The organism is Variovorax sp. 160MFSha2.1, assembly GCF_048305075.1.
Taxonomy (GTDB): Bacteria; Pseudomonadota; Gammaproteobacteria; order Burkholderiales; family Burkholderiaceae_C; genus Variovorax; species Variovorax guangxiensis.
In genome coordinates this window covers 3460762-3479254 of sequence record NZ_CP157624.1, presented here as the reverse complement: position 1 = coordinate 3479254, position 18493 = coordinate 3460762, and the positions used below count along the sequence as shown (strand labels likewise).

Sequence of the window (18493 nt, the reverse complement as noted above, 5' to 3'; positions counted from 1 at the left end):
CCGATTTCCTAGCGATCGCGCCGCGAGCGCGTGCCCCAGCCCTTGCGTTCGAACACGCGTTCCATCGCGAAATACAGCGTGGGCAGGATGAAGAGCGTCAGCAGCGTCGACACCACCAGCCCGCCGACCACCACGGTCGCCAGCCCGCGCTGCACGTCGGTGCCCACGCCGGTGGCCAGGGCTGCGGGCAGCATGCCGACCGACGCCACCGTGGCCGTCATCAGCACCGGCCGCAGCCGCTCGGTCGCGCCTTCGAGCACCGAGGCCTGCAGCGCCAGCCCTTCGCCGCGCACGCGGCGGAAGTTGGCGACCATGATGATCCCGTTCTGTATCGACACGCCGAAGAGCGCGATGAAGCCCACGGCCGTCGCCACATTGAGCGTTTCACCCGCCACGTGCACCGCGATCAGCCCGCCCAGCGTGGCCATGGGCACCACGCCGAGGATCAGCGCCACCTGCCGGATCTTTCCGAACTGGAAGAACAGCAGCACCGCCATGATGCTGACCACGATCGCCAGCGACACGCCCAGCCGCGCCTGCGCGCGCTGCTGGTTCTCGAACTGGCCGGCCCACTGCAGCCGGAATTTCGCCGGGTCGAACTTCACTTCCTTCGCGATGCGATCGCGCGCCTCGTCGAGGTAGGAGGCCAGGTCGCGGTCGCGGTTGTCCACGCGCACCGTGATCTGCCGCTCGTTCATCTCGTGCGAGATCGTGCTTTCGCCGGTCTGCAGCCGGATGTCGGCCACCTGCGCGAGTGGCACCTTGGCGCCGCTGGAGCTGTTGAGCAGCAGCGAGCCGATGGCCTCGGTGTTGCCCTTGGCGCTCCTGGGCATCTTCACCGACACGTTGTAGGTGCGGTTGCCCGAGTACACGGTGATGACGGGCGCGCCGCCGATGCCGGTCTGGATCAGGCTGACCACGTCGTTCGCGTTCACGCCGAAGCGCGCCGCCGCCTCGCGGTTGAGCTGGATCACCACCTGCGGGATCGGCGGCTCCTGGAAGAGCGATGCCGACGCCGTGCCGCGCACGGTCTGCAGCAGGTCGACAATCTGGTTGCCGATGCGCCGGCTTTCCTTCAGGTCGTCGCCGTAGATGCGCAGCACCAGCGGGCTGTGCGCACCGCCCACGGCGTCGTTCACGCCGTCGATGATGGGCTGGCTGATACCCACGTCGAAGCCAGGCATGCGCGCGAAGCGCTCGGTCAGCGTGCGCACGAAGTCGGCCTTCTTCACCCCGGCCGGCCATTCGCCGTACGGCTTGAGGCCCACCGGCACCTCCATGTGCGAGGGCGTCCACGGGTCGGTGCCGTCGTCGTTGCGCCCGAGCTGCGTCACCACGTACGAGACCTCGGGGTATTCGAGCAGCACATGCCGCAGCTCGGTCGCCATCTCGCTGGCCTTGTCCAGCGACAGGCCAGAGGGCAGCTGCACCTGCAGCCACAGGGCGCCTTCGTCGATGTCGGGCAGGAACTCGCGGCCGGCCGTAGCACCCAGCACCACCACCGCGGCCAGCGCCGCGACGCTCAGCCCGTAGGCGATGGCCGGCACCTCCAGCAGCCGCGCCAGCACCCGCCGGTACGCGCCCGTGAGCCACACCAGCGGCTTGTTGACGAAGGGCTTGCTCGGCTTGCGCAGCGCCACATAGGCCAGGCTCGGAATGAGCGTCAACGCGCAGAGCAGCGCGCCCACCAGCGCATAGCCGACCGTGAACGCCATCGGCTTGAACAGCTTGCCCTCGGCCCGCTCGAAGGCGAAGAGCGGGAAGTAGGCCGTGATGATGATCAGCGTCGCGAAGAAGATCGGTCCCGACACATGACTCACCGTCTCGAGGATGTTGCCCTCGGTGAGCGTGGCGTGCGGCTCCTCTTCGCGCCGCCGCAGGATGGCCTCCATCACTACGATGGCGCCGTCCACGATGATGCCGAAGTCAATCGCGCCCAGCGAGAACAGGTTGGCCGGCATGCGGGTGAAGTGCATCACGATGAACACCGTCACCAGCGACATCGGAATGGCCACCGCCGCCACCACCGCGCTGCGCGGGCTGCCCAGGAAAAGAATGAGCACGAAGCACACCAGCGCCATGCCTTCGAGCACCGTGTGCGTCACCTTGTCGACGGTGAGCTTCACCAGGTCGTCGCGGTCGATGTAGGGCACGATCTTCACGCCCATGGGCGCGAGTTCTGCCTGCAGCTCGTCGATCTTCCTGTGCACGCCTTCCAGCACGCGCGAGGGGTTCTCGTACTTGAGCATCAGCACGATGCCCTCGATGGTGTCCGGGTTGGTGTCCTTGCCCAGGATGCCGCCGCGCTCCTGGTGGCCGAACTGCAGCCGTCCGAGGTCGCGCACCAGCACCGGCGAGCCGCTGCTCTGCGCCACCACCACCGAGCCCAGGTCGTCCAGCGTGCGGATCTGGCCGATGCCGCGCACCACGTAGCTCTGGTCGCCGCGCGCGATGCGCCCGCCGCCGGCGTTGGCGCTGTTGTTGTTGATGGCCGTGACCACGTCGTTCAACACCAGCCCGTACTTCTGCAGCCGCGCCGGGTCCAGCTCCAGCTGGAACTCGCGGGTGAAGCCGCCGAAGTTGTTGATGTCCACCACGCCGGCCACCTGCTTGAGCGCGGGAATCACCTTCCAGCGCTGCAGCTCCGACAGCTCCATCAGGTTCTTGCTGTCCGACTCCAGCGTGTAGCGGTAGATCTCGCCGGCCGGCCCCGCCACCGGCCCCAGGCCGGGCTGCGCGCCCGAGGGCAGGCTGACCTGGCCGATGCGCTCGGTCACGCGCTGGCGTGCGAAGTAGTCGTCGGTGCCGTCCTTGAAGGTCAGCGTGATCAGCGAGAGGCCGAAGGTGCTGCTGGAGCGGATCGAGGCCAGCCCCGGCGTGTTGCTCAGTGCGCGCTCCAGCGGCGTGGTGATCTGCTGCTCGATCTCCTCGGCGGCCAGGCCGTTGACCTGCGTGGTCACCTGCACGTTCACGTCGCCGAGATCGGGGTAGGCCTCCACCGTCATCTGCGTCCATGACCACGCGCCGAAGAGCACGAGCGCCACCGACATCGCCCAGGCCAGGTGCCTGCGGCGGAAGAACTGGGTGATGACGAGATTAATCATTCAGCAGCACACCACCACGGACCACCACGCGCTCGCCCGCGGCCAGGCCGCTGCGGATGCGGACCTTATCGCCGTCTTCCCGGCCCAGCTCCACCGTGCGGCGCACGAAGGTCCAGGGCTCGGCCTCGACGAAGACGCTCACGCTGTCGTTGTTCATCAGCAGCGCCGATGCCGGCACCTGCGGCTGCGCGCCCTGCGGCACGCCCAGCACCGCCGTCGCGTACATGTTGGGCTTGAAGATGCCTTCGGGGTTGGCGAACGCGATGCGCGCGCGGGCGCGGCGCGTGTCCGCGTCGAGCACCGCGCTCACGAAGGCCACCTTGCCGGTGAAGTTGCGGCCCGGGTAGGCCGCCAGCGTAACCACCACGTTCTGCCCCGGCGCGACCGTGCCGACCACGCTCTCGGGCACGTTGACCGTGACCCAGACCGAATCGAGGTTCGACACCGTCATCAGCGCCGCGTTGGCGTCGTTCAGGTTCGCGCCGGCGGCCGCGTTCAGCGCGGTGATCGTGCCTGGCGCGGGCGCGACGATCTTCAGCACCTGGCCGGCCTGGACTCCGTTGCCTTCCGCGCCGAGGCTGCGCAGACGTGCCTCGCTGCGCTGCAGTTCAGCCTTCTGCTGGGCGACGGCGCTCTGGGCCGCTTCCACGTCCTTCACGGCGTTGGAGCCGGCCTCGTTCACGCCGCGTGCACGCACCAGTGCGCGCTGCGCGAGGTCGAGTGCGTCGCGGGCCTTCTGCGCGTCGGCTACGGCCTGCGCGAGGTCGGGCGAACTCATCGTCGCAAGTACCTGGCCGCGCTTGACGGTATCGCCCAGGCGCACCTTGAGTTCGAGCAGCCTGCCGGTCAGCGGCGGGAGGATGTTGACGGTATTGGCCGGGTTGGCCTCCACCGTGGCGGGCAGGCTCACCTCGTGCGGCAGCGTGTCCTGGCCGACCGTGGCAACGAGCAGCCGGTCGCGCAGCGGCGAACCGGCAGGTACGCTCAGGCGGTTGCCCTGGCGCACGAGCATCGGCGCGGGAGCGGCGGCCACCGTGGTGGCGGCATGGGCGGCGCCGTCGAAGGAGTCGACGAAGGAGTCGAGGTATAGGGCCGCGCAGGTCATCACGCCGAAGACGATGCGCGCGGGGGTGATCTGGTAGAGGGATTTCTTCTTCATCGCGATACGGATCTCGCGGGACGGGCGCGCCGTGCACGGGACGCCTTCCCATGCCCTCGATCCGCTCCCGTCTCCTGCCGGGGAGCGTAAGAAAAGGCGCCTGAAGAAGCTCCCAAGAAATCCTGAAGTTCTCTTAAGGATCCGGACCGGTGGCCGGAAGTCAGGAACGCGCGGCATGATCCGCGCCATGAGAATTCTGCTGATCGAAGACGACCGCAAGGCCGCCCGGCTGCTGGCCCGGGGGCTGCAGGAAGAGGGCTTCGTGGTCGACGTGGTGCACACCGCGGAGGAGGGCGACGAAGAGGCTTTCGTCGTCGCCTACGACCTGATCGTGCTCGACTGGATGCTGCCCGGAAAGGACGGCCTCACCCTGTGCCGCGACCTGCGCCAGCGCGGCTGCAAGACGCCCGTGCTCATGCTCACCGCTCGCGATGCGCTGAGCGACCGAGTGGCTGGCCTGAACACCGGCGCCGACGACTACCTCACCAAGCCCTTCGCCTTCGACGAACTGCTGGCACGCGTGCGCGCGCTGCTGCGCCGCTCCGAACTCGTGCGCCCGACGGTGCTTGCGCTGGCCGACCTCAGCCTCGACCCGATGAGCCAGCGCGTGCTGCGTGGCGGCATGGTGCTGGAGCTGACCCACAAGGAGTTCGCGATCCTGCAGATACTGCTGCGCCACGCCGGCGAGGTGGTCAGCCGCTCGCGCCTGGCCGAGCAGGTGTGGAAGGACGACCTGATTTCCATCGACAACCTGATCGACGTGCACATCAGCAACCTGCGCCGCAAGGTCGACGCCCCGCCGGCCGCGCCGCTGATCCAGACCGTGCGCGGGCGCGGCTTCAGGCTGGCGCCGGCGGACGACGGTGCAGGTGGTGCCGCAAGCGTCGCGCATGCTTAGCTTCCGCAAGCGGCTGGCGCTGGCACACGTCAGCGTGATCGTGGTGGTGATGGCGGTCGCCGCCCTCGGCTCGTACCTGGTGTTCTCGCGAAATGTGCACCGCGAGCTCGACGCCGCGCTGCTGGCGCTGGCCGAGACCGAGATGGGCATGCTGCTGTCGGCCGGCGAGAGTGACACCGTCATCGTCCACGAGGCGCCACCCGGCCCCGGCGCGCCTTCTTTCGTGCGACTCGACAGGCTGGTGCAGATCGTCGACGCCGATGGTCGCGTGCTCGCGCGCAGCAGCAACCTCGGCGAGGCGCAGCTGCCCATTCCGGCCGCGCTGCGCGAGCGGCTCGCGGCGGGCGAGACCGTGTTCGAGACGCTCGACGGCTACGGCGAGGAGCCTACGCGAATGGTCTCGGTGCCCGTGCCCGGTCGCGCCTCGCTGCTCGCGGTGCAGGTGGCGGGCTCGCTGGACGACGTGAACCGCACCGTGGCCATGGCCAGCGCGCTGTTCATCATCCTCGGCGGTGCGCTGCTGCTGGCGCTGGGCGCGGCCGGCGCGCTCATCACCCGGCGCGCCTTCGGCGCCATCGACGACGTGGTGCGGCAGGCCCACCGCATCGGCGACGCGAACCTCGGCGAAAGGCTGCCCCACCCCGGAACGCGCGACGAGATCGGACGGCTGGTCGACACGCTCAACGACATGCTGGCGCGCATCGAGCAGGGCATGGAGGCGCAGCGGCGCTTCACGGCCGACGCCTCCCACGAACTGCGCTCGCCGCTGTCGCGCCTGCGCACGGAGCTGGAACTGGCTCTGCGCAGGCCGCGCGAACCGGCCGCGTATGTGGAGACGCTGCGTTCGTCGCTGGAAGAAGTCGAGTCGCTCACGCTGCTCGTCGAGGAACTGCTGGTGCTGGCCCGGCTCGACGCCGGCCAGGAACGCGATGCGGTGGAAACGGTGTCGCTGAACCAGCTCGCCGAGGAAACATTGAGGCGGCTGGAGCCGCTGGCGCGTGAGCGCCGCCTTGCCTTGTCGCTGGAACCTGCGCTGCCAGTGGCTGCGCGAGTCGCCCGTGGCGCGGCCAGCCTTGCACTTGCGAACCTGCTCGACAACGCCCTGAAGTTCTCGCCGCCAGGCACCACCGTGCGCGTGAGCCTGCGCGCGGACACGGAGGCGAACGAGGCGGTCATCACCGTGTCCGACAGCGGCCCCGGCATTCGCGGTGACGAGATGCCGCACCTGTTCGAGCGCTTCTACCGCGGCGCCACGGCGCGCTCGGACGAGAAGACGCCGGGCCTGGGCCTCGGGCTGGCGCTTTCGCAGGCGGTGGTGCACGCGCATGGCGGGCGGATCGAGGCGGCGAACGAGAGCGGGGGCGGGGCGCGGTTCGACATGAGGTTGCCGCTGGCGGTGCCGGGCAAACCCTGACCGGGCACGCGAATGGCGCTTCGAGAATGACCCGGTCCATTCCCGAAACGACGCAACGAAAGGGTCTCCGCCGCCATGTCCCAAGCCACGCTGTCCCGCCGCCGGTTCACGCTCGCCACCGCCGCCGCAAGCCTTGCCTTGCCGTCCTTCGCGCAGACCGCATGGCCCACCAAGCCGATCCGCGTGATCGTTCCCTACACGCCCGGCGGCTTCACCGACCAGATGGCGCGGCTGGTGCAGATCGGGCTGCAGACGAAGCTCGGGCAGCCGGTGCTGGTCGACAACAAGCCGGGCGCCAACAGCCTGATCGGCGTCGATGCGATCGCGAAGGCGGCGCCGGACGGCACGACCTTCGGCGTGGTCATCGCGGCCTATGCGGCCAACACCACGCTGTACCCCAAGCTGCCCTACGACCCGCGCAAGGACCTGACGGGCGTTTCACTGATGGGCGTGTCGCCGCTGCTGGCTGCAGTGAATGTCGATGCGCCGTTCAAGACTGCGCGCGAGCTCATCGACTATGCGCGCGCCAATCCGGGCAAGGTGAGCTTCGGCTCCTCGGGCAACGGCTCGGCCGCGCACCTGACCACCGAGCTGTGGAAGTCGCTGACGCAGACCTACATGATCCACATCCCGTACCGCGGCGCGGTGCCGGCGCTGACGGACCTGATGGGCGGGCAGATCCAGCTTTTCTTCGACGCGCCCACGGGCCTCATCAATCAGGCCAAGGCCGGCAAGGTGCGGCTGATCGGCGTGGCGGGCGACAAGCGGCTGGCGGCGGCGCCCGATGTGCCGACCTTCATCGAGCAGGGTTTCGCGGGCTTCACCGGCAGCACCTGGGCCGGCATGCTGGCGCCGGCGGGCACGCCGCGCGACATCGTCAGGCGCATGTCGCAGGAGGTGGCGAACATCATCAGGAGCGACGACACGCGCGCCAAGCTGGATGCGATGGGCACCATTCCCGCGGGCAGCACGCCGGAGGAATTCGATGCGTTCATCACCGCCGAAACGGCGAAATGGGGAAAGGTGATCCGCACCGCGGGCGTGAAAGCCGAATAACAAGCGCAGTAGCGCTTTCAAGGTAATTCAGTCGTTCAAGACCGGCTCCGAGGTCCGGAAGGTCATTCGGATGGCGCTGCACGGATAGTGCGGCCCATTGCAGGGCAATCGAGAATTTCACTGCCTCAAAAGAAGGCACGGGTCCATCCGCGCTGATTCGGGAAGAAGAAGCGGCGGCGGTGGGTTTGTGAAATCCAAATCGATACCCTGGAGACAAATCTTGAACAAGACGAAGATTTCCGGCTTTCATGGAGCAACACGGTGGCCGGGGCGGCTGCTTCGGCCATTTCTCCTCGCAATGGCCTGCGGCGCGTTCATTTCATCGGCACACGCGGCCAACGACATTTCCGGCACGCTCATCAGGACCTGTTCCAACCAGCTGAACGGCTCGCGGTATGCCGATGCGGTGCTGGACGATTTCCGCGGCACCCGCTTTCCTTCGCCAAGGACGGGCGGCTTCACGGTCACTTCCGTCGAGCAGGTCTGGCTCGCATTGCCGGCCTATTGCCTCATCAAGGGAACGATCCAGCCGACTTCTCCGGGCGGTGTCGATCCGGCGGTGAAGGACCCGAGCTACCGCGTGTCCGATATCAATTTCCAGATCTATGTCCCATCGCAATGGAACGGCAAATTCGTGCAGCTCGGCGGTGGCGGATTCGCCTGGAAGACCGACGTGGTCGCCAACGGCATCCAGACCAATCTGCAGTATTCGCCCTCGCTGCAGGGAATTGCGCTGTCGAATTACGCGGTGATCCTCGCCGATGCGGGCGTCGGCGATTCGGGCAAATCCTTCGACCCCGAATTCGTGCAGGCCGGCAGGAAGCTCAGCGACGTCGCGAAGCAGGAAATGGTGAAGAACTTCGGCCAGGACTCCATCAAGAAATCGCTGGACGTCGGGCTCTATCTATTGAAGAAGCTCACGGGCAGCAAGCCGACCGACACCTATTTCGTCGGCATTTCCACCGGCGGCCGGCAGGCGTTGAAGGCCATGGCGAACTGGCCCGACGCCTACGACGGCATCGTCGCCGGAGCACCGCCCGTGGACGAGACCAACCTGCTCAAGACGATCGAGGTACCGGCGGTGGTCAACGACTGGGTGGTCAACTGGGCCAGCGCTTCGGCAATGATCACCAGCCTCTTCGGCCAGCAGGTGTCGCAGCAGACCCTGAGCGACGGGCTGGGCGCGGTCTCGCGGCACCTGGCGGACGTGGCCATCGAGTCCGGCGCGGACTACGACGGCTACAACAGGCTGCTCGACGAACTCGCGCCCGTCTGGAACGTGCGGCCCGCCGAACTGCTTGCGTTCTTCGATGCGGCCGCAAGCCAGAAGAAGGCGGGCGGAAAGGGCAAGAAGATCATCATCTACCAGGGCACGTCGGACTTCCTGGTGCCCTGCACCCAGGCCGGCGAGTTCGTCAGCAAGCTGGCGGCCTTGCCCTCGGGCGGCAAGGTGACGGCAAGCGACATCAAGGGCTCGGTGCGTGCCTATTTCATCGAGGACTACAGCCACGGCTTCTACAACACCAACTCGCTGCTCAGGCGGGTGGGGCTGACGCCGCTGCAACTGGCCTGGAATGCCGTTGCGGATCTCGACAACTGGGTGCATGACGACCAGGCCCGCTATGGCGCGCCATCGCTTGCGAGGAATGCGACGGGCGAGATTCCGGCGAACCAGTCGCTGGGCGCGTGGAAGTGCATCGCGACACCCTGAGGCCGGGAGCGCCTCCGGGCGCCCGGAATCAGGGCGCCAGCACCAGCACCTTGAACTGGCTCGGCACGATCCGCATGCCGACGATGTTGCAGCGGTTCTGCACCGACAGGCTCGTCATGCGCGTGCACGGCGTGCCCTTCAGCAGCACGGTGAAGGCGCCTGTGATGTGGCGCGAAGGCCCCATCACCGTCTGCGACACCACGCCCATCAGCACCCCGGCGTTGTCGCCGTTGGTGATGGGCGTGACGGTCGCCAGGTTGTGCGCGGGAGTGCCGCCGTAGAGGATGTTCCAGGCGTTGGGGATGGCGGTCGGCCCCAGCGCGAAGTTGGGGTAAGGAATCGGCAGCGCCGGCGGCGTCTTGCAGACGTCGGGAAAGGCGAGGTCGACGCCCATCATCTGTGCATTGGCGAACATGGCAACGGCTCCTTCGTTCGGGGTCAACCCATGTGGATCTGCTCGGCATCGACCTTGACCAGCCCCTTGCTGGTGAGCAGCGTGTTGTTCGAATGCAGGCGCAGGGTCTGCTCGGCCTGGATGTCGAGCTGGCCGGCACGCACCTGTTCCACTTCCTCGGTCAGGCGGAAGCTCGAGCGGGTGAGCAGGTTGAGGCGCTCCAGCACCACCTCGCAGGCGCGCCCGACGAAGCGCGACACCAGCACGTCGAAGCGGACGCGGGCGCCCTGGTAATCCATCTCGCCGATCTCGCAATGGGCCTGCCGGGCCTGCGCGCGCCACTCGGGCGACTGCATGGCGATCGAGGTGTCCGACTCCAGCGCCATGGGGCCGGCGCTGCGCGCGCGGATGCCCCCGGAGCGCGAGACCAGCGTCAGGTCGCCGTCCACGGCCAGCGTCGCCTGCCTCGGGTCGGCCTGGGCGACCACCGCGATGACGAAGCTCTCGCCCTGGCGGGTGGAGGTGATCAGCACCGTGTCGCCCGGCGCGGGCAGCAGCAGGCAGCTGGCGGCGCGGCGGCAGCGCAGCGATCCCTGGCCGTCGTCGAGGCCGACCTCGAACCAGGGATCGCCATCGCTGGCGATCACCGTGGCGGTCCGCGTGCCGGAGTCCGCGCGGGCCGCGTTGGAAGGGCGTTGCATCAGCGGATCCAGCACGCCTTGCGTTGCATGGTGTGCGGCGGCGACCGTGTCGCCGGCCGTGTTCCGGGTGGAGTTCATGGGTTGTCTTTCTTGGGGCGCCGGCCATGGATGTCGCGGTCCAGGCGGGATGCGCGCTCGGGCTGCTCCAACGCCACCATCTCGGCTTCGTGCAGCGCGGGGTCACGGTCCAGCGTACCCACGCGGGTGCTGAACCTGGCGCCGTCCAGATCGGCGCGATGGAATACGGTGCGCAGGAAAGCAGCGTCGCGGAAATCGGTCTGTACCAGAAGGGCGTAGGAGAAGTCGGCGTAGTCCAGCCGGCTGCCGGCGAACGAGGTCTGCCCGCAGTGCGCGCGATGGAAGACGCCTTGCTCGAGCTGCGCCTGCGAGAAGTCCGCGCCGTCGAGATGGGCGTCGATCCAGATGCTGTTCTGGAAGTGGCCGAGCCGTGCATCGGCGCCGCGCAGGTCGGCTTCGGGAAAAAGGCACTGCATGGCCTGCGCCCCTGCCAGCACCGCGTTGCGCAGGTCTGCGCCCTTGAAGTTGCACTGCGTGAGGCGTGCATCGCGAAAGCGGCACGCCGTCAGCACCGCATCGATGAACTGGCAGAGGTGGAACTGCTGGCCGGAGAAGTCCTGCCCCGCAAGATCCGCCTCGCTGAAGATCGCGTTCGTGAAGCTGGCTCCGGCATAGCGCGTGCCCGTCAGCGTTGCGCGGAAGAAGATGGTCGACGAGAAGGCCACCTCGTTGAAGGACGCTCCAGTCAAGTCGCACTCGGAGAACACGGCCTTTTCGAGGCTGGCACGGTCCAGGCAGGCGTCGTGCAGCTTGCTCTGGTGGAAGTTCGCCTGGTCCATGAAGGCCTCTTCCAGCCGGACGCCCGAAAGGGTGCAGCCGCTGAACACCGAATGCGGCATGGAGGCCGAATCCAGCACCGCGTCCTGCAGGCTGCACTCGTGGAAGGCGGCTCGCGTCAGTTCCGCAGCCGGCAGCTGCGCCTGGTCGAAGCGGCACTTCTCGAAGATGGATTCGCCCAGCTGCGCGGCATCGGCCCGAACACCCCTGAAGCTGCATTCGCTGAACACGCCGCCGCGCAGGTCGATGCCGCTCAGGTCCATGTCGCTGAAGTCCTTCTCGCGGATCGGCTCACCGTTGCGGACCTGGGCTGCCAGCGTCTCGGCGTTCACGCTCTGCCCGCCTCGGGGCGCCGGGGCAGTGTCTTCATCTGGTCGATGTGGGCGCCCAGGGTGAGCGTGCCAGGGCTGATGAAAACCTGGGCGACATCGGCACGGAACAGGTTGGCCTCGCCAAGATCGGCATCGACCAGGCAGGCCTTCTGGAGGTTGGCATTCATGAGATTGGCGAGCCGCAGGGAAGCACGCGTGAAATCGGCGCGCATGAAGAGGCTGTCGGGCGCAGCAGCCGCGCGCAGGTCCGCGCCCTTGAGCGACGCGGAGGAGAAATCGCAGGTGTCGAGCGTGGCCCGCCTGAAGTTCGCGCCATCGAGTGGCAGCTCGCGCAAGGTGCAGTGCACCAGCGTGGCGTCCTCGAAGTCGGCCTCGCGAAGATCTGTAGTGCCGACGAAGCTGGTGGTCTTGAGCAGGGCGTGCCGAAAGCGCGTGCCCTTGTGCAGTGGCGTGTGGGCCCAGCTGCAGGCTTCGACGGTGGCGCCCGAAAAGTCCACCGACTCGAATTCGGCCTGTACGAACAGCACCTTTTCCAGGCGCGCCTCGCCGAAGTCGCAGCGCGTCAGGCGGCAGTGTTCGGCCATGCTCAGGTAGCTCAGGTCGGCGCGCCGCAGGCTGCAATCGGCCAGCTCGATCCCCTGCAGCAGCAGATGGCTCCAAGTCGCTTCGTCGAGGCAGCAGCGGTCGAGGCGCAGCTTTTCCATCTGCGTGCGCTCGAAGCGGGCCTTTGCGAAGTTGGTGTTCTCGCAGCGGGCGAGGCTGAGGTTGGCGCGCTCGAGGTTGCAGCCTGTCAATGAGGCCTGGCGCAGGTCGGCGCGCACCAGCACCGATTGGCTCAGGTCGGCGCCGTCCAGGCGGGTGCCCTGGAGGCTGGCGCCTTCGAGCAGGGTCTGGTGCATGCGGGCGCCCCGCAGATCGAGGCCCGAGAGGTCGCAGCCCGTCAGGTCCATGGCGGACAGATCGCGGTCCACAGCCATGGCGGCGAGCACGCGTTCGCGCGCCTGCGCATTCTGTTCAACGGCCATCGGATCGGCGGCCGCCTGGTGGTGGGCCCCCATGCGGTACAGCGCCAGCATGTCCTTCTGGCCCCGCTGTCCGAGGGCCTGCAGCTCGGAGTGCTCGGCGGCGCTCATGGCCGGGGTGCCCGTGGCCGCGGCGATGCCGCCCAGCCCCTTGAGGATGGTTTCGGCCTCGAATTTCGGCGGGCCCTTGAGCTGCGCGTTCCGGCTTTCTTCGATGATCCGGCTGCTGTCGAAGCCCGCCTTGCGCGATTCGGATGCGTTCTCCAGGGCCGCCTTCGCGACCTCCTGCCTGGCTTCCTCCAGTTTGCGTTCCTGCTCGCGCTGGTAGGCGCGCGTCTTCTCGATGAACTCGGGCAGTTCGGCCAGCGTGGGCATCTTGTCGAAAGGCTTCGGCAGCGGGCGTTCCCGGAAATGGCGCGGCTTGTGGCCGGCCTCCAGGCCGCGCGCCGTCAGTTCGGCGCGCAGGCGCTCGCCCTTGTCCTTGATGTTCCTTGCCAGGATCGATTCGCGCGCGTCGATCTGGTCCAGCCAGGGGCCGATGGCCGAGACCGGAAGCAGTTCCTCGTCGAGGAACGCATGGATCGCGCCTTTCTCGAGGTTGCAGCGGTTCTCGAAGACCGCCCCGTAGTGGGAGAGGGGGCGCGGCGGGCTGTCCGCCGACTCCATCGCCGGCATGACGTGCGTGATGTCCGCGGCATCGTCCTCGGCGATGAGCGTCTCGCCGTGAAAGATCAGCATGACCTGCTCCACGTGCGGGAAGAACCAGGCCGTGGTCAGCCGCAGCGGCACCTCTTCCAGCGCAAGCGGCTGCGCGGACTTGCGTGCGACGAAGCCGCGTGCGCGCAGGTCCGGAAGCCGTCCGCGCAGCACCGCGTGCTCCGGGTGCATGTTCCAGATCTCATAGGGCGCGGCCGCGGGGATGGACAGTTCGTCGTTCCAGCGTTGTTCGGCAGCCGCGGCGTTGAAGAACTGCCAGTCCATGTCGCGCGCGAAGCCGGGGTAGAGCGTCTCGCGCCACTGGTCGCCGTAGTCCGTTCCGAGCAGCTTCATGCGCTCGGGCAGGTCGACGTCCATCGCACCCGGGCAGGCGGGGGCCGGACGCCGGTCGGGGCGGTCCATGCCATGGCCCGGGCGTTCGACGTTGGGAAGCCGCTGCACCAGCAGGCCGTTGACCATCTCGGGGGCGTAGCCGATGCCCGCGGGGTTGGCGGCGAAGCCTGGGCCGCCGAATGCGTGCTGCCAGTCCAGGCGCATGGTGTCGAAAGCCTGCGGCTCGGTGGCGCGGCCATCCAGCCAGTAGCGGTCGCCCGAAACGAGGAACTGGCGCCGCAAGGCGCCTACGCGCACCTCGACCGCGCAGCGCGTCTTGTCCTGCTGGTGGCAGGTGTAGGCCTGGCCGCTCACCAGGAACTCGGGCCGCAGCTTGGGAATGCCGAGATCGATCGCGGACTGGTTTCCCACTTCGGCGGAAACGGTCTTCCAGAGCTCCGTCTCCGGCAGCAGCACGCCCCCTTCGCCGAGGGTGTGCATGCCGATCACGGTGATCGCCAAACGCTGGCTTTGCCCGCGCAGGAAGGGCCGCGTCAGGACGCTCAGGCGCAGGGGTTTGATGGTCTTCACGGCTGGATCAGCGCCTTGCGCCGCGGATCACCAGCGGGGTGCGCGCGCGGTCGATGGCCAGCCGTGACGGGTCCTGCGGGTCCTGCAGCAGATGAATGTCGGGCCGGCCCGCGGAAAAGTGGGCCAGCAGATCTTCGTCGATGAGTGTCCGCAAGGTGGTCTGCTGCTCGACGCCGGCGGCATCGGTGTAGGCGACACCAAGCTGCACGGCCGTCAGGCGCTGTCCGACCGGGCCGCGCCGGGAGTAGCCGCTGGGCGAGCGCAGCACGGAAACCGCAACGCCCTGCAGCGGGCGGCCGTCGGCCTGCAGCTGCTGCCACAGCCGGCCTTCCTCGGCGTAGGCACGATGGCTCATCAGCGACACCGCCAGCACGACCCCGGCAAGCGCGATCACGCCCAGGCTGACGACGCCGAACACACCCCACAGAACGATCTCGAGCACGCTTCCCACGCCTCAGAGCAGGACCTTCAGCGCCTGGATGCCGGCGCGCAGGCCACCCGTCCTGATCTCCGTGCCCACGAGCTGGATGAGCGCACCGGCGTCGCCCAGCGACATGGCCTTGTTCTTCCACTCCGCGCCCACGGCCTCCAGCTTCACGCCGATGGCCTGCGCCTGCACGCCCATGGCCATCGAACGCACGGCCAGCACGCCCAGCGAAATGCCCGACACGTCCATGTTCAGGCCGGTGCCACCCAGGCGGAACCACCTCCAGTCGCTGCTCTTGGAGTAGTTGTTGGTGTAGGTGGCGGAGTTGTTGGTGTAGTTGACCGTCAGGTTGTTGTACGTGTTAGACGTCGTGTTGTAGACGTTGGTGTTGATGACGTGCTGCGTCGTGTTGTGGATGTGGTTGGTCGTGTTGAAGGTCACGTCCGGCGAGGTGTGCACCGTGGGGCCGGTAACTGTGGTGGTCGACGGCCCGTTGACCAGCACGTCATTCGACGTGTTGATGGTGTCGTTGCGGCCGTCGCTGACGAAGCGGATTTCCTTGCCGTCGATGGTGCCGTGGAAGCCGCCGGTGATGGCCAGCTCGACGCCGCCGGTGATGGTGTCGTTCAGTCCGCCGCTGAGCATGCGCGTCTTGCCGCCAGAGATGGTCTGGTTCACGCCGCCGGTCACGGTCTCGGTGAAGCCACCGGTCACGCTGCGGGTGTCGCCGCCGGTGATGGTTTCCTTGGCGCCGGCGGTGATGTCGCGCGTCTCGCCGTCCTGGTAGGTGGCCGATTCGTGGCCCTTGATGAGGGTGGTGCGGGTGCCGTCGGTGGTGTGGGTTTCGTCCGCTTCCACTTCGACGTCGAGGTTGCGCTCGGCGTGCAGCAGGATCTGCTCGGCCCCCGTGCGGTCCTCGAAGCGCAGCATGTTGGCCTGGTTGGCCGCGCCGCCGGTGCTGGAGCGCGTGAGGATGCCGCTGGCCGTGGCGTTGGCGGGCAGCTCCCACGGCGGCATCTGGTCGCTGTTGTAGACGCGGCCGGTGACGATGGGGCGGTCGGGCTCGCCGCCGATGAAATCGACGATCACTTCCTGTCCCACGCGCGGCATGTGCATGGTGCCGTAGTTGGCGCCGGCCCAACTGCTGGACACGCGCACCCAGCAGGAGCTGTTCTCGTTCGACTGGCCGTAGCGGTCCCAGCGGAACTGCAGCTTCACGCGGCCGAAGCGGTCGGTCCAGATTTCCTCGGGGCCGACCACCGTGGCGGTCTGCGGGCCGTTGGTGCGCGGGCGCGGCGTCTTGCGCGCGGGGCGGTAGGCCACGGAGGAGGGCAGCACGGTGAAGTCGAACTCGCACACCGATTCGCTGCTGCCGCCGGTGGAGTACTCGGGCTCCTGCAGGTCGTAGCGTGTCTCGGTGACGAGGTATTCGCGGTTGTCCGACTCGCGCGGGCAATGCGTCATCTGGAACAGGTAACCCGGTGCCATGCCCACCACGTTGGTGTGGCCCGAGGCCAGCTCGTGCGCGCACTGCAGTTCCTGCAGGCGGATCTTGGCGTAGGCGTCGCCCTGCTGGTGCTCCGTGTAGCCGCCGAGCCATTCGTAGACCTCGTAGGTCGAATGCTCGTGAGGCTTCGGGTCTTGCTGCACGCTCTGCAGCGACGCACGCGACTTCCTGAAGTCGAAGTCGTCGAGCATCACGCGGCCGGAGGTGATCTGCTCCGTCACGCGCCACTGGTCGATGCAGGGCTCCAGCGCATTGACCACGCGGTCGCGCGGACGGTAGGCGATGCTGGCATGGCCGGGCAGCGGCTGGTAGCTGCCCGAATCGTCGGCCAGCACCATGAGGTGCGAGCCGTTGCTGTGCTCGAAGTGATAGGCGATGCCTTCGTGCTCCATGAGACGGCTCACGAAGGCGAAGTCGCTCTCCTGGTACTGCACGCAGTATTCCCAGGCGGGATAGCTGCCGGTGAGGCGCTTCTCGAACTGGAAGCCGTACTTGCCCAGCACTTCGTCGAGCACCTCGGGCACGCTCTTGTTCTGGAAGATGCGGCAGTCGGTGGTGCGCGTGAGGTACCACAGCCATGGCTGCACCAGCGCGCGGTAGATGTAGTGGCGGCCGGTTTCGTTGGCGCGGCCCACGAGCTCGAAGCGCACCACGGTGCCGTTGAGAAAGCGCGGCGCGCCTTCGTCGGCCAGCTCCAGCGTGAGCGAAGTGCCGAGCAGCTGCTTCAGGTCGAGGCTGAAGCTGCTGCTGACCATGTCCACCTCGAACTCGAAAAGTTGAGAGAGGCCCTCCCGTCCACGCATCGAGCGGAACTTGAGCTGTTCGGTGCTCAGGACGGTGTGGACTTGGACTGTGCGCTGCATTCGGAACTTCCCTGACCCTTGGGTTTCTGCGGCTGAGAAACCTTCGGTGACAGTCTAGAAATCCCTTATGTCACATAAATGACGTGAGGGGCGCAGAGAGCGTCTTTTCCCTCTGAAAACGCCTCGAAAACGGTCACTGAAACAATGTGTAGAAGAAGCCCTTACAGGCCTCTTACGCGAGCCTTACATGGAGGCTTCGAGCATCGCCTTGTAATCTTCGCGCGTGGCCAGCCGGGGGTTGGTCTTGTGGCAATGGTCGGCCATGGCGCCATCGATGATCTGCTCGAACATCGCCGGCGTCACGCCCACTTCGCCCAGGCCCCTGGGCAGGCCCAGGCGCGCGTTCATGTCGCGGATGGCATCGCCGAGATCGCCGGCCGAATCGAGGTGCATGGCCTGCGCCATGCGCTGCAGGCGCTGTTCCTTGCGCACCGACTCGGCGCCTGAATTGAAATGGATCACCGCGGGCAGGAAGAGGGCGTTGAGCGTGCCGTGATGCAGTCGTGGATCGACGCCGCCCAGGCTGTGGCTCAGCGAGTGCACGCAGCCCAGTCCCTTCTGGAACGCCATCGCGCCCTGCATCGACGCGCTCATGAGGTTCAGGCGCGCCTCGCGGTCGCTGCCGTCTTTTGTCGCGCGCTCGATGTGGCCCCATGCGCGCTCGAGGCCGTCGAGGCCGATGCCGTCGGCCGGCGGATTGAACGCGGCCGACATGAAGGTTTCCATGCAGTGCGCGATCGCGTCCATGCCGGTGGCGGCCGTGAGCTTCGGCGGCAGGCCCAGCGTGAGCTCCGGGTCGCAGATGGCGGCCTTGGGCATCAGGAACCAGCTGTGGAAACCGAGCTTGCGGTGGTCGTCGACGATGACGATCGCGCCGCGCGCCACTTCGCTGCCGGTGCCGCTGGTGGTGGGCACCGCGATCAGCGGCACCACGCGCTCGGTGATGCGTGGCGAGCCGCCTTCGATGGTCGCGTAGGTCTTGAGCGGTCCTTCGTGCGTGGCCGCGATGGCGACGCCCTTGGCGCAGTCGATGGCGGAGCCGCCGCCCACGGCGATCAAGCCGTCGCAGCGGCCGCTGCGGTAGAGCTCCACGGCCGCGCGCACCGCCGCTTCGGTGGGGTTGGAGGGCGTCTGGTCGAAGACCGAGACCTCCAGGTCGGCGATGGCGTCGAGCGCCTTCTGCAGCACGCCGGCCGCGCGCACGCCGGCGTCGGTCACGATCAACGGGCGGTTGATGCCGATGCGCGCGCATTCGCTGGACAGCAGCTTGATCGCGCCGAATTCGAACTGGATCTGGGTGAGGTATTGGATGAGGGCCATGGATGTGGGGATGTCCCGGTAGGCACGGGGCAGTACGATTGCCGACCAGCCAAATCTAACAAGAGCGAACCGTCTTGCACACGAAAGAAACCCTTGCCGCTGTCGCGCCC

General features: G+C 67.5%; 13 protein-coding genes. 4 read left to right on the top strand and 9 right to left on the bottom strand.

Translation table 11 applies throughout. From position 1 onward, the window contains the following. Positions 1–8: 8 nt before the first annotated feature. Both ABL838_RS15710 and ABL838_RS15705 read right to left on the bottom strand, forming a co-directional pair. On the bottom strand, positions 9–3104 hold the full coding sequence (locus tag ABL838_RS15710) for an efflux RND transporter permease subunit (protein WP_418121112.1): 3096 nt from the start codon (positions 3102–3104) through the stop codon (positions 9–11). Beyond that, entirely contained in the window at positions 3097–4263 is a 1167-nt protein-coding gene (locus tag ABL838_RS15705; protein WP_418121111.1) for an efflux RND transporter periplasmic adaptor subunit, read from the bottom strand. The genes ABL838_RS15710 and ABL838_RS15705 overlap by 8 nt, the downstream gene beginning before the upstream one ends. 187 nt (positions 4264–4450) lie before the next feature. Here ABL838_RS15705 and ABL838_RS15700 point away from each other — a divergent pair, with 187 nt between their 5' ends. The 4 genes from ABL838_RS15700 to ABL838_RS15685 all read left to right on the top strand — a co-directional run bounded on the left by ABL838_RS15700 (position 4451) and on the right by ABL838_RS15685 (position 9342). Continuing rightward, complete coding sequence (locus ABL838_RS15700) at positions 4451–5161, top strand: response regulator transcription factor (protein ID WP_418121110.1); 711 nt, start codon at positions 4451–4453, stop codon at positions 5159–5161. Then, complete coding sequence (locus ABL838_RS15695) at positions 5154–6575, top strand: sensor histidine kinase (RefSeq protein WP_418121109.1); 1422 nt, start codon at positions 5154–5156, stop codon at positions 6573–6575. The genes ABL838_RS15700 and ABL838_RS15695 overlap by 8 nt, the downstream gene beginning before the upstream one ends. Before the next feature lie 75 nt (positions 6576–6650). Next, positions 6651–7631, top strand: coding sequence for a tripartite tricarboxylate transporter substrate binding protein (locus tag ABL838_RS15690; RefSeq protein ID WP_369662288.1), 981 nt, complete (start codon positions 6651–6653; stop codon positions 7629–7631). A 220-nt stretch (positions 7632–7851) separates the two neighbouring features. After that, positions 7852–9342 (top strand): tannase/feruloyl esterase family alpha/beta hydrolase, encoded by a 1491-nt coding sequence (locus tag ABL838_RS15685; RefSeq protein WP_418121108.1) that lies wholly within the window; start codon positions 7852–7854, stop codon positions 9340–9342. A 28-nt stretch (positions 9343–9370) separates the two neighbouring features. Here ABL838_RS15685 and ABL838_RS15680 read toward each other — a convergent pair whose 3' ends face one another. From ABL838_RS15680 to ABL838_RS15650, 7 genes are all read right to left on the bottom strand, one after another. After that, positions 9371–9757, bottom strand: a complete 387-nt coding sequence (locus ABL838_RS15680; protein WP_126019990.1) for a DUF4150 domain-containing protein — start codon at positions 9755–9757, stop codon at positions 9371–9373. A gap of 23 nt (positions 9758–9780) precedes the next feature. After that, positions 9781–10515, bottom strand: coding sequence for a DUF3540 domain-containing protein (locus ABL838_RS15675; protein ID WP_418121107.1), 735 nt, complete (start codon positions 10513–10515; stop codon positions 9781–9783). After that, positions 10512–11624: a pentapeptide repeat-containing protein gene (locus ABL838_RS15670; RefSeq protein WP_418121106.1), complete on the bottom strand. Its 1113-nt coding sequence runs from the start codon at positions 11622–11624 to the stop codon at positions 10512–10514. The genes ABL838_RS15675 and ABL838_RS15670 overlap by 4 nt, the downstream gene beginning before the upstream one ends. Continuing rightward, positions 11621–14266 carry a DUF2169 family type VI secretion system accessory protein gene (locus ABL838_RS15665; protein ID WP_418121105.1) on the bottom strand — a complete coding sequence of 882 codons (2646 nt, stop codon included), beginning with the start codon at positions 14264–14266 and terminating at the stop codon, positions 11621–11623. The genes ABL838_RS15670 and ABL838_RS15665 overlap by 4 nt, the downstream gene beginning before the upstream one ends. Before the next feature lie 7 nt (positions 14267–14273). Beyond that, positions 14274–14708, bottom strand: coding sequence for a hypothetical protein (locus tag ABL838_RS15660; protein WP_418121104.1), 435 nt, complete (start codon positions 14706–14708; stop codon positions 14274–14276). A 12-nt stretch (positions 14709–14720) separates the two neighbouring features. Then, a complete protein-coding gene (locus tag ABL838_RS15655) occupies positions 14721–17063 on the bottom strand; it encodes a type VI secretion system Vgr family protein (RefSeq protein WP_418121103.1) in 2343 nt (780 codons plus the stop codon). Between the two features lie 183 nt (positions 17064–17246). Then, complete coding sequence (locus tag ABL838_RS15650) at positions 17247–18383, bottom strand: iron-containing alcohol dehydrogenase (protein WP_418121102.1); 1137 nt, start codon at positions 18381–18383, stop codon at positions 17247–17249. Between the last annotated feature and the right edge of the window lie 110 nt (positions 18384–18493).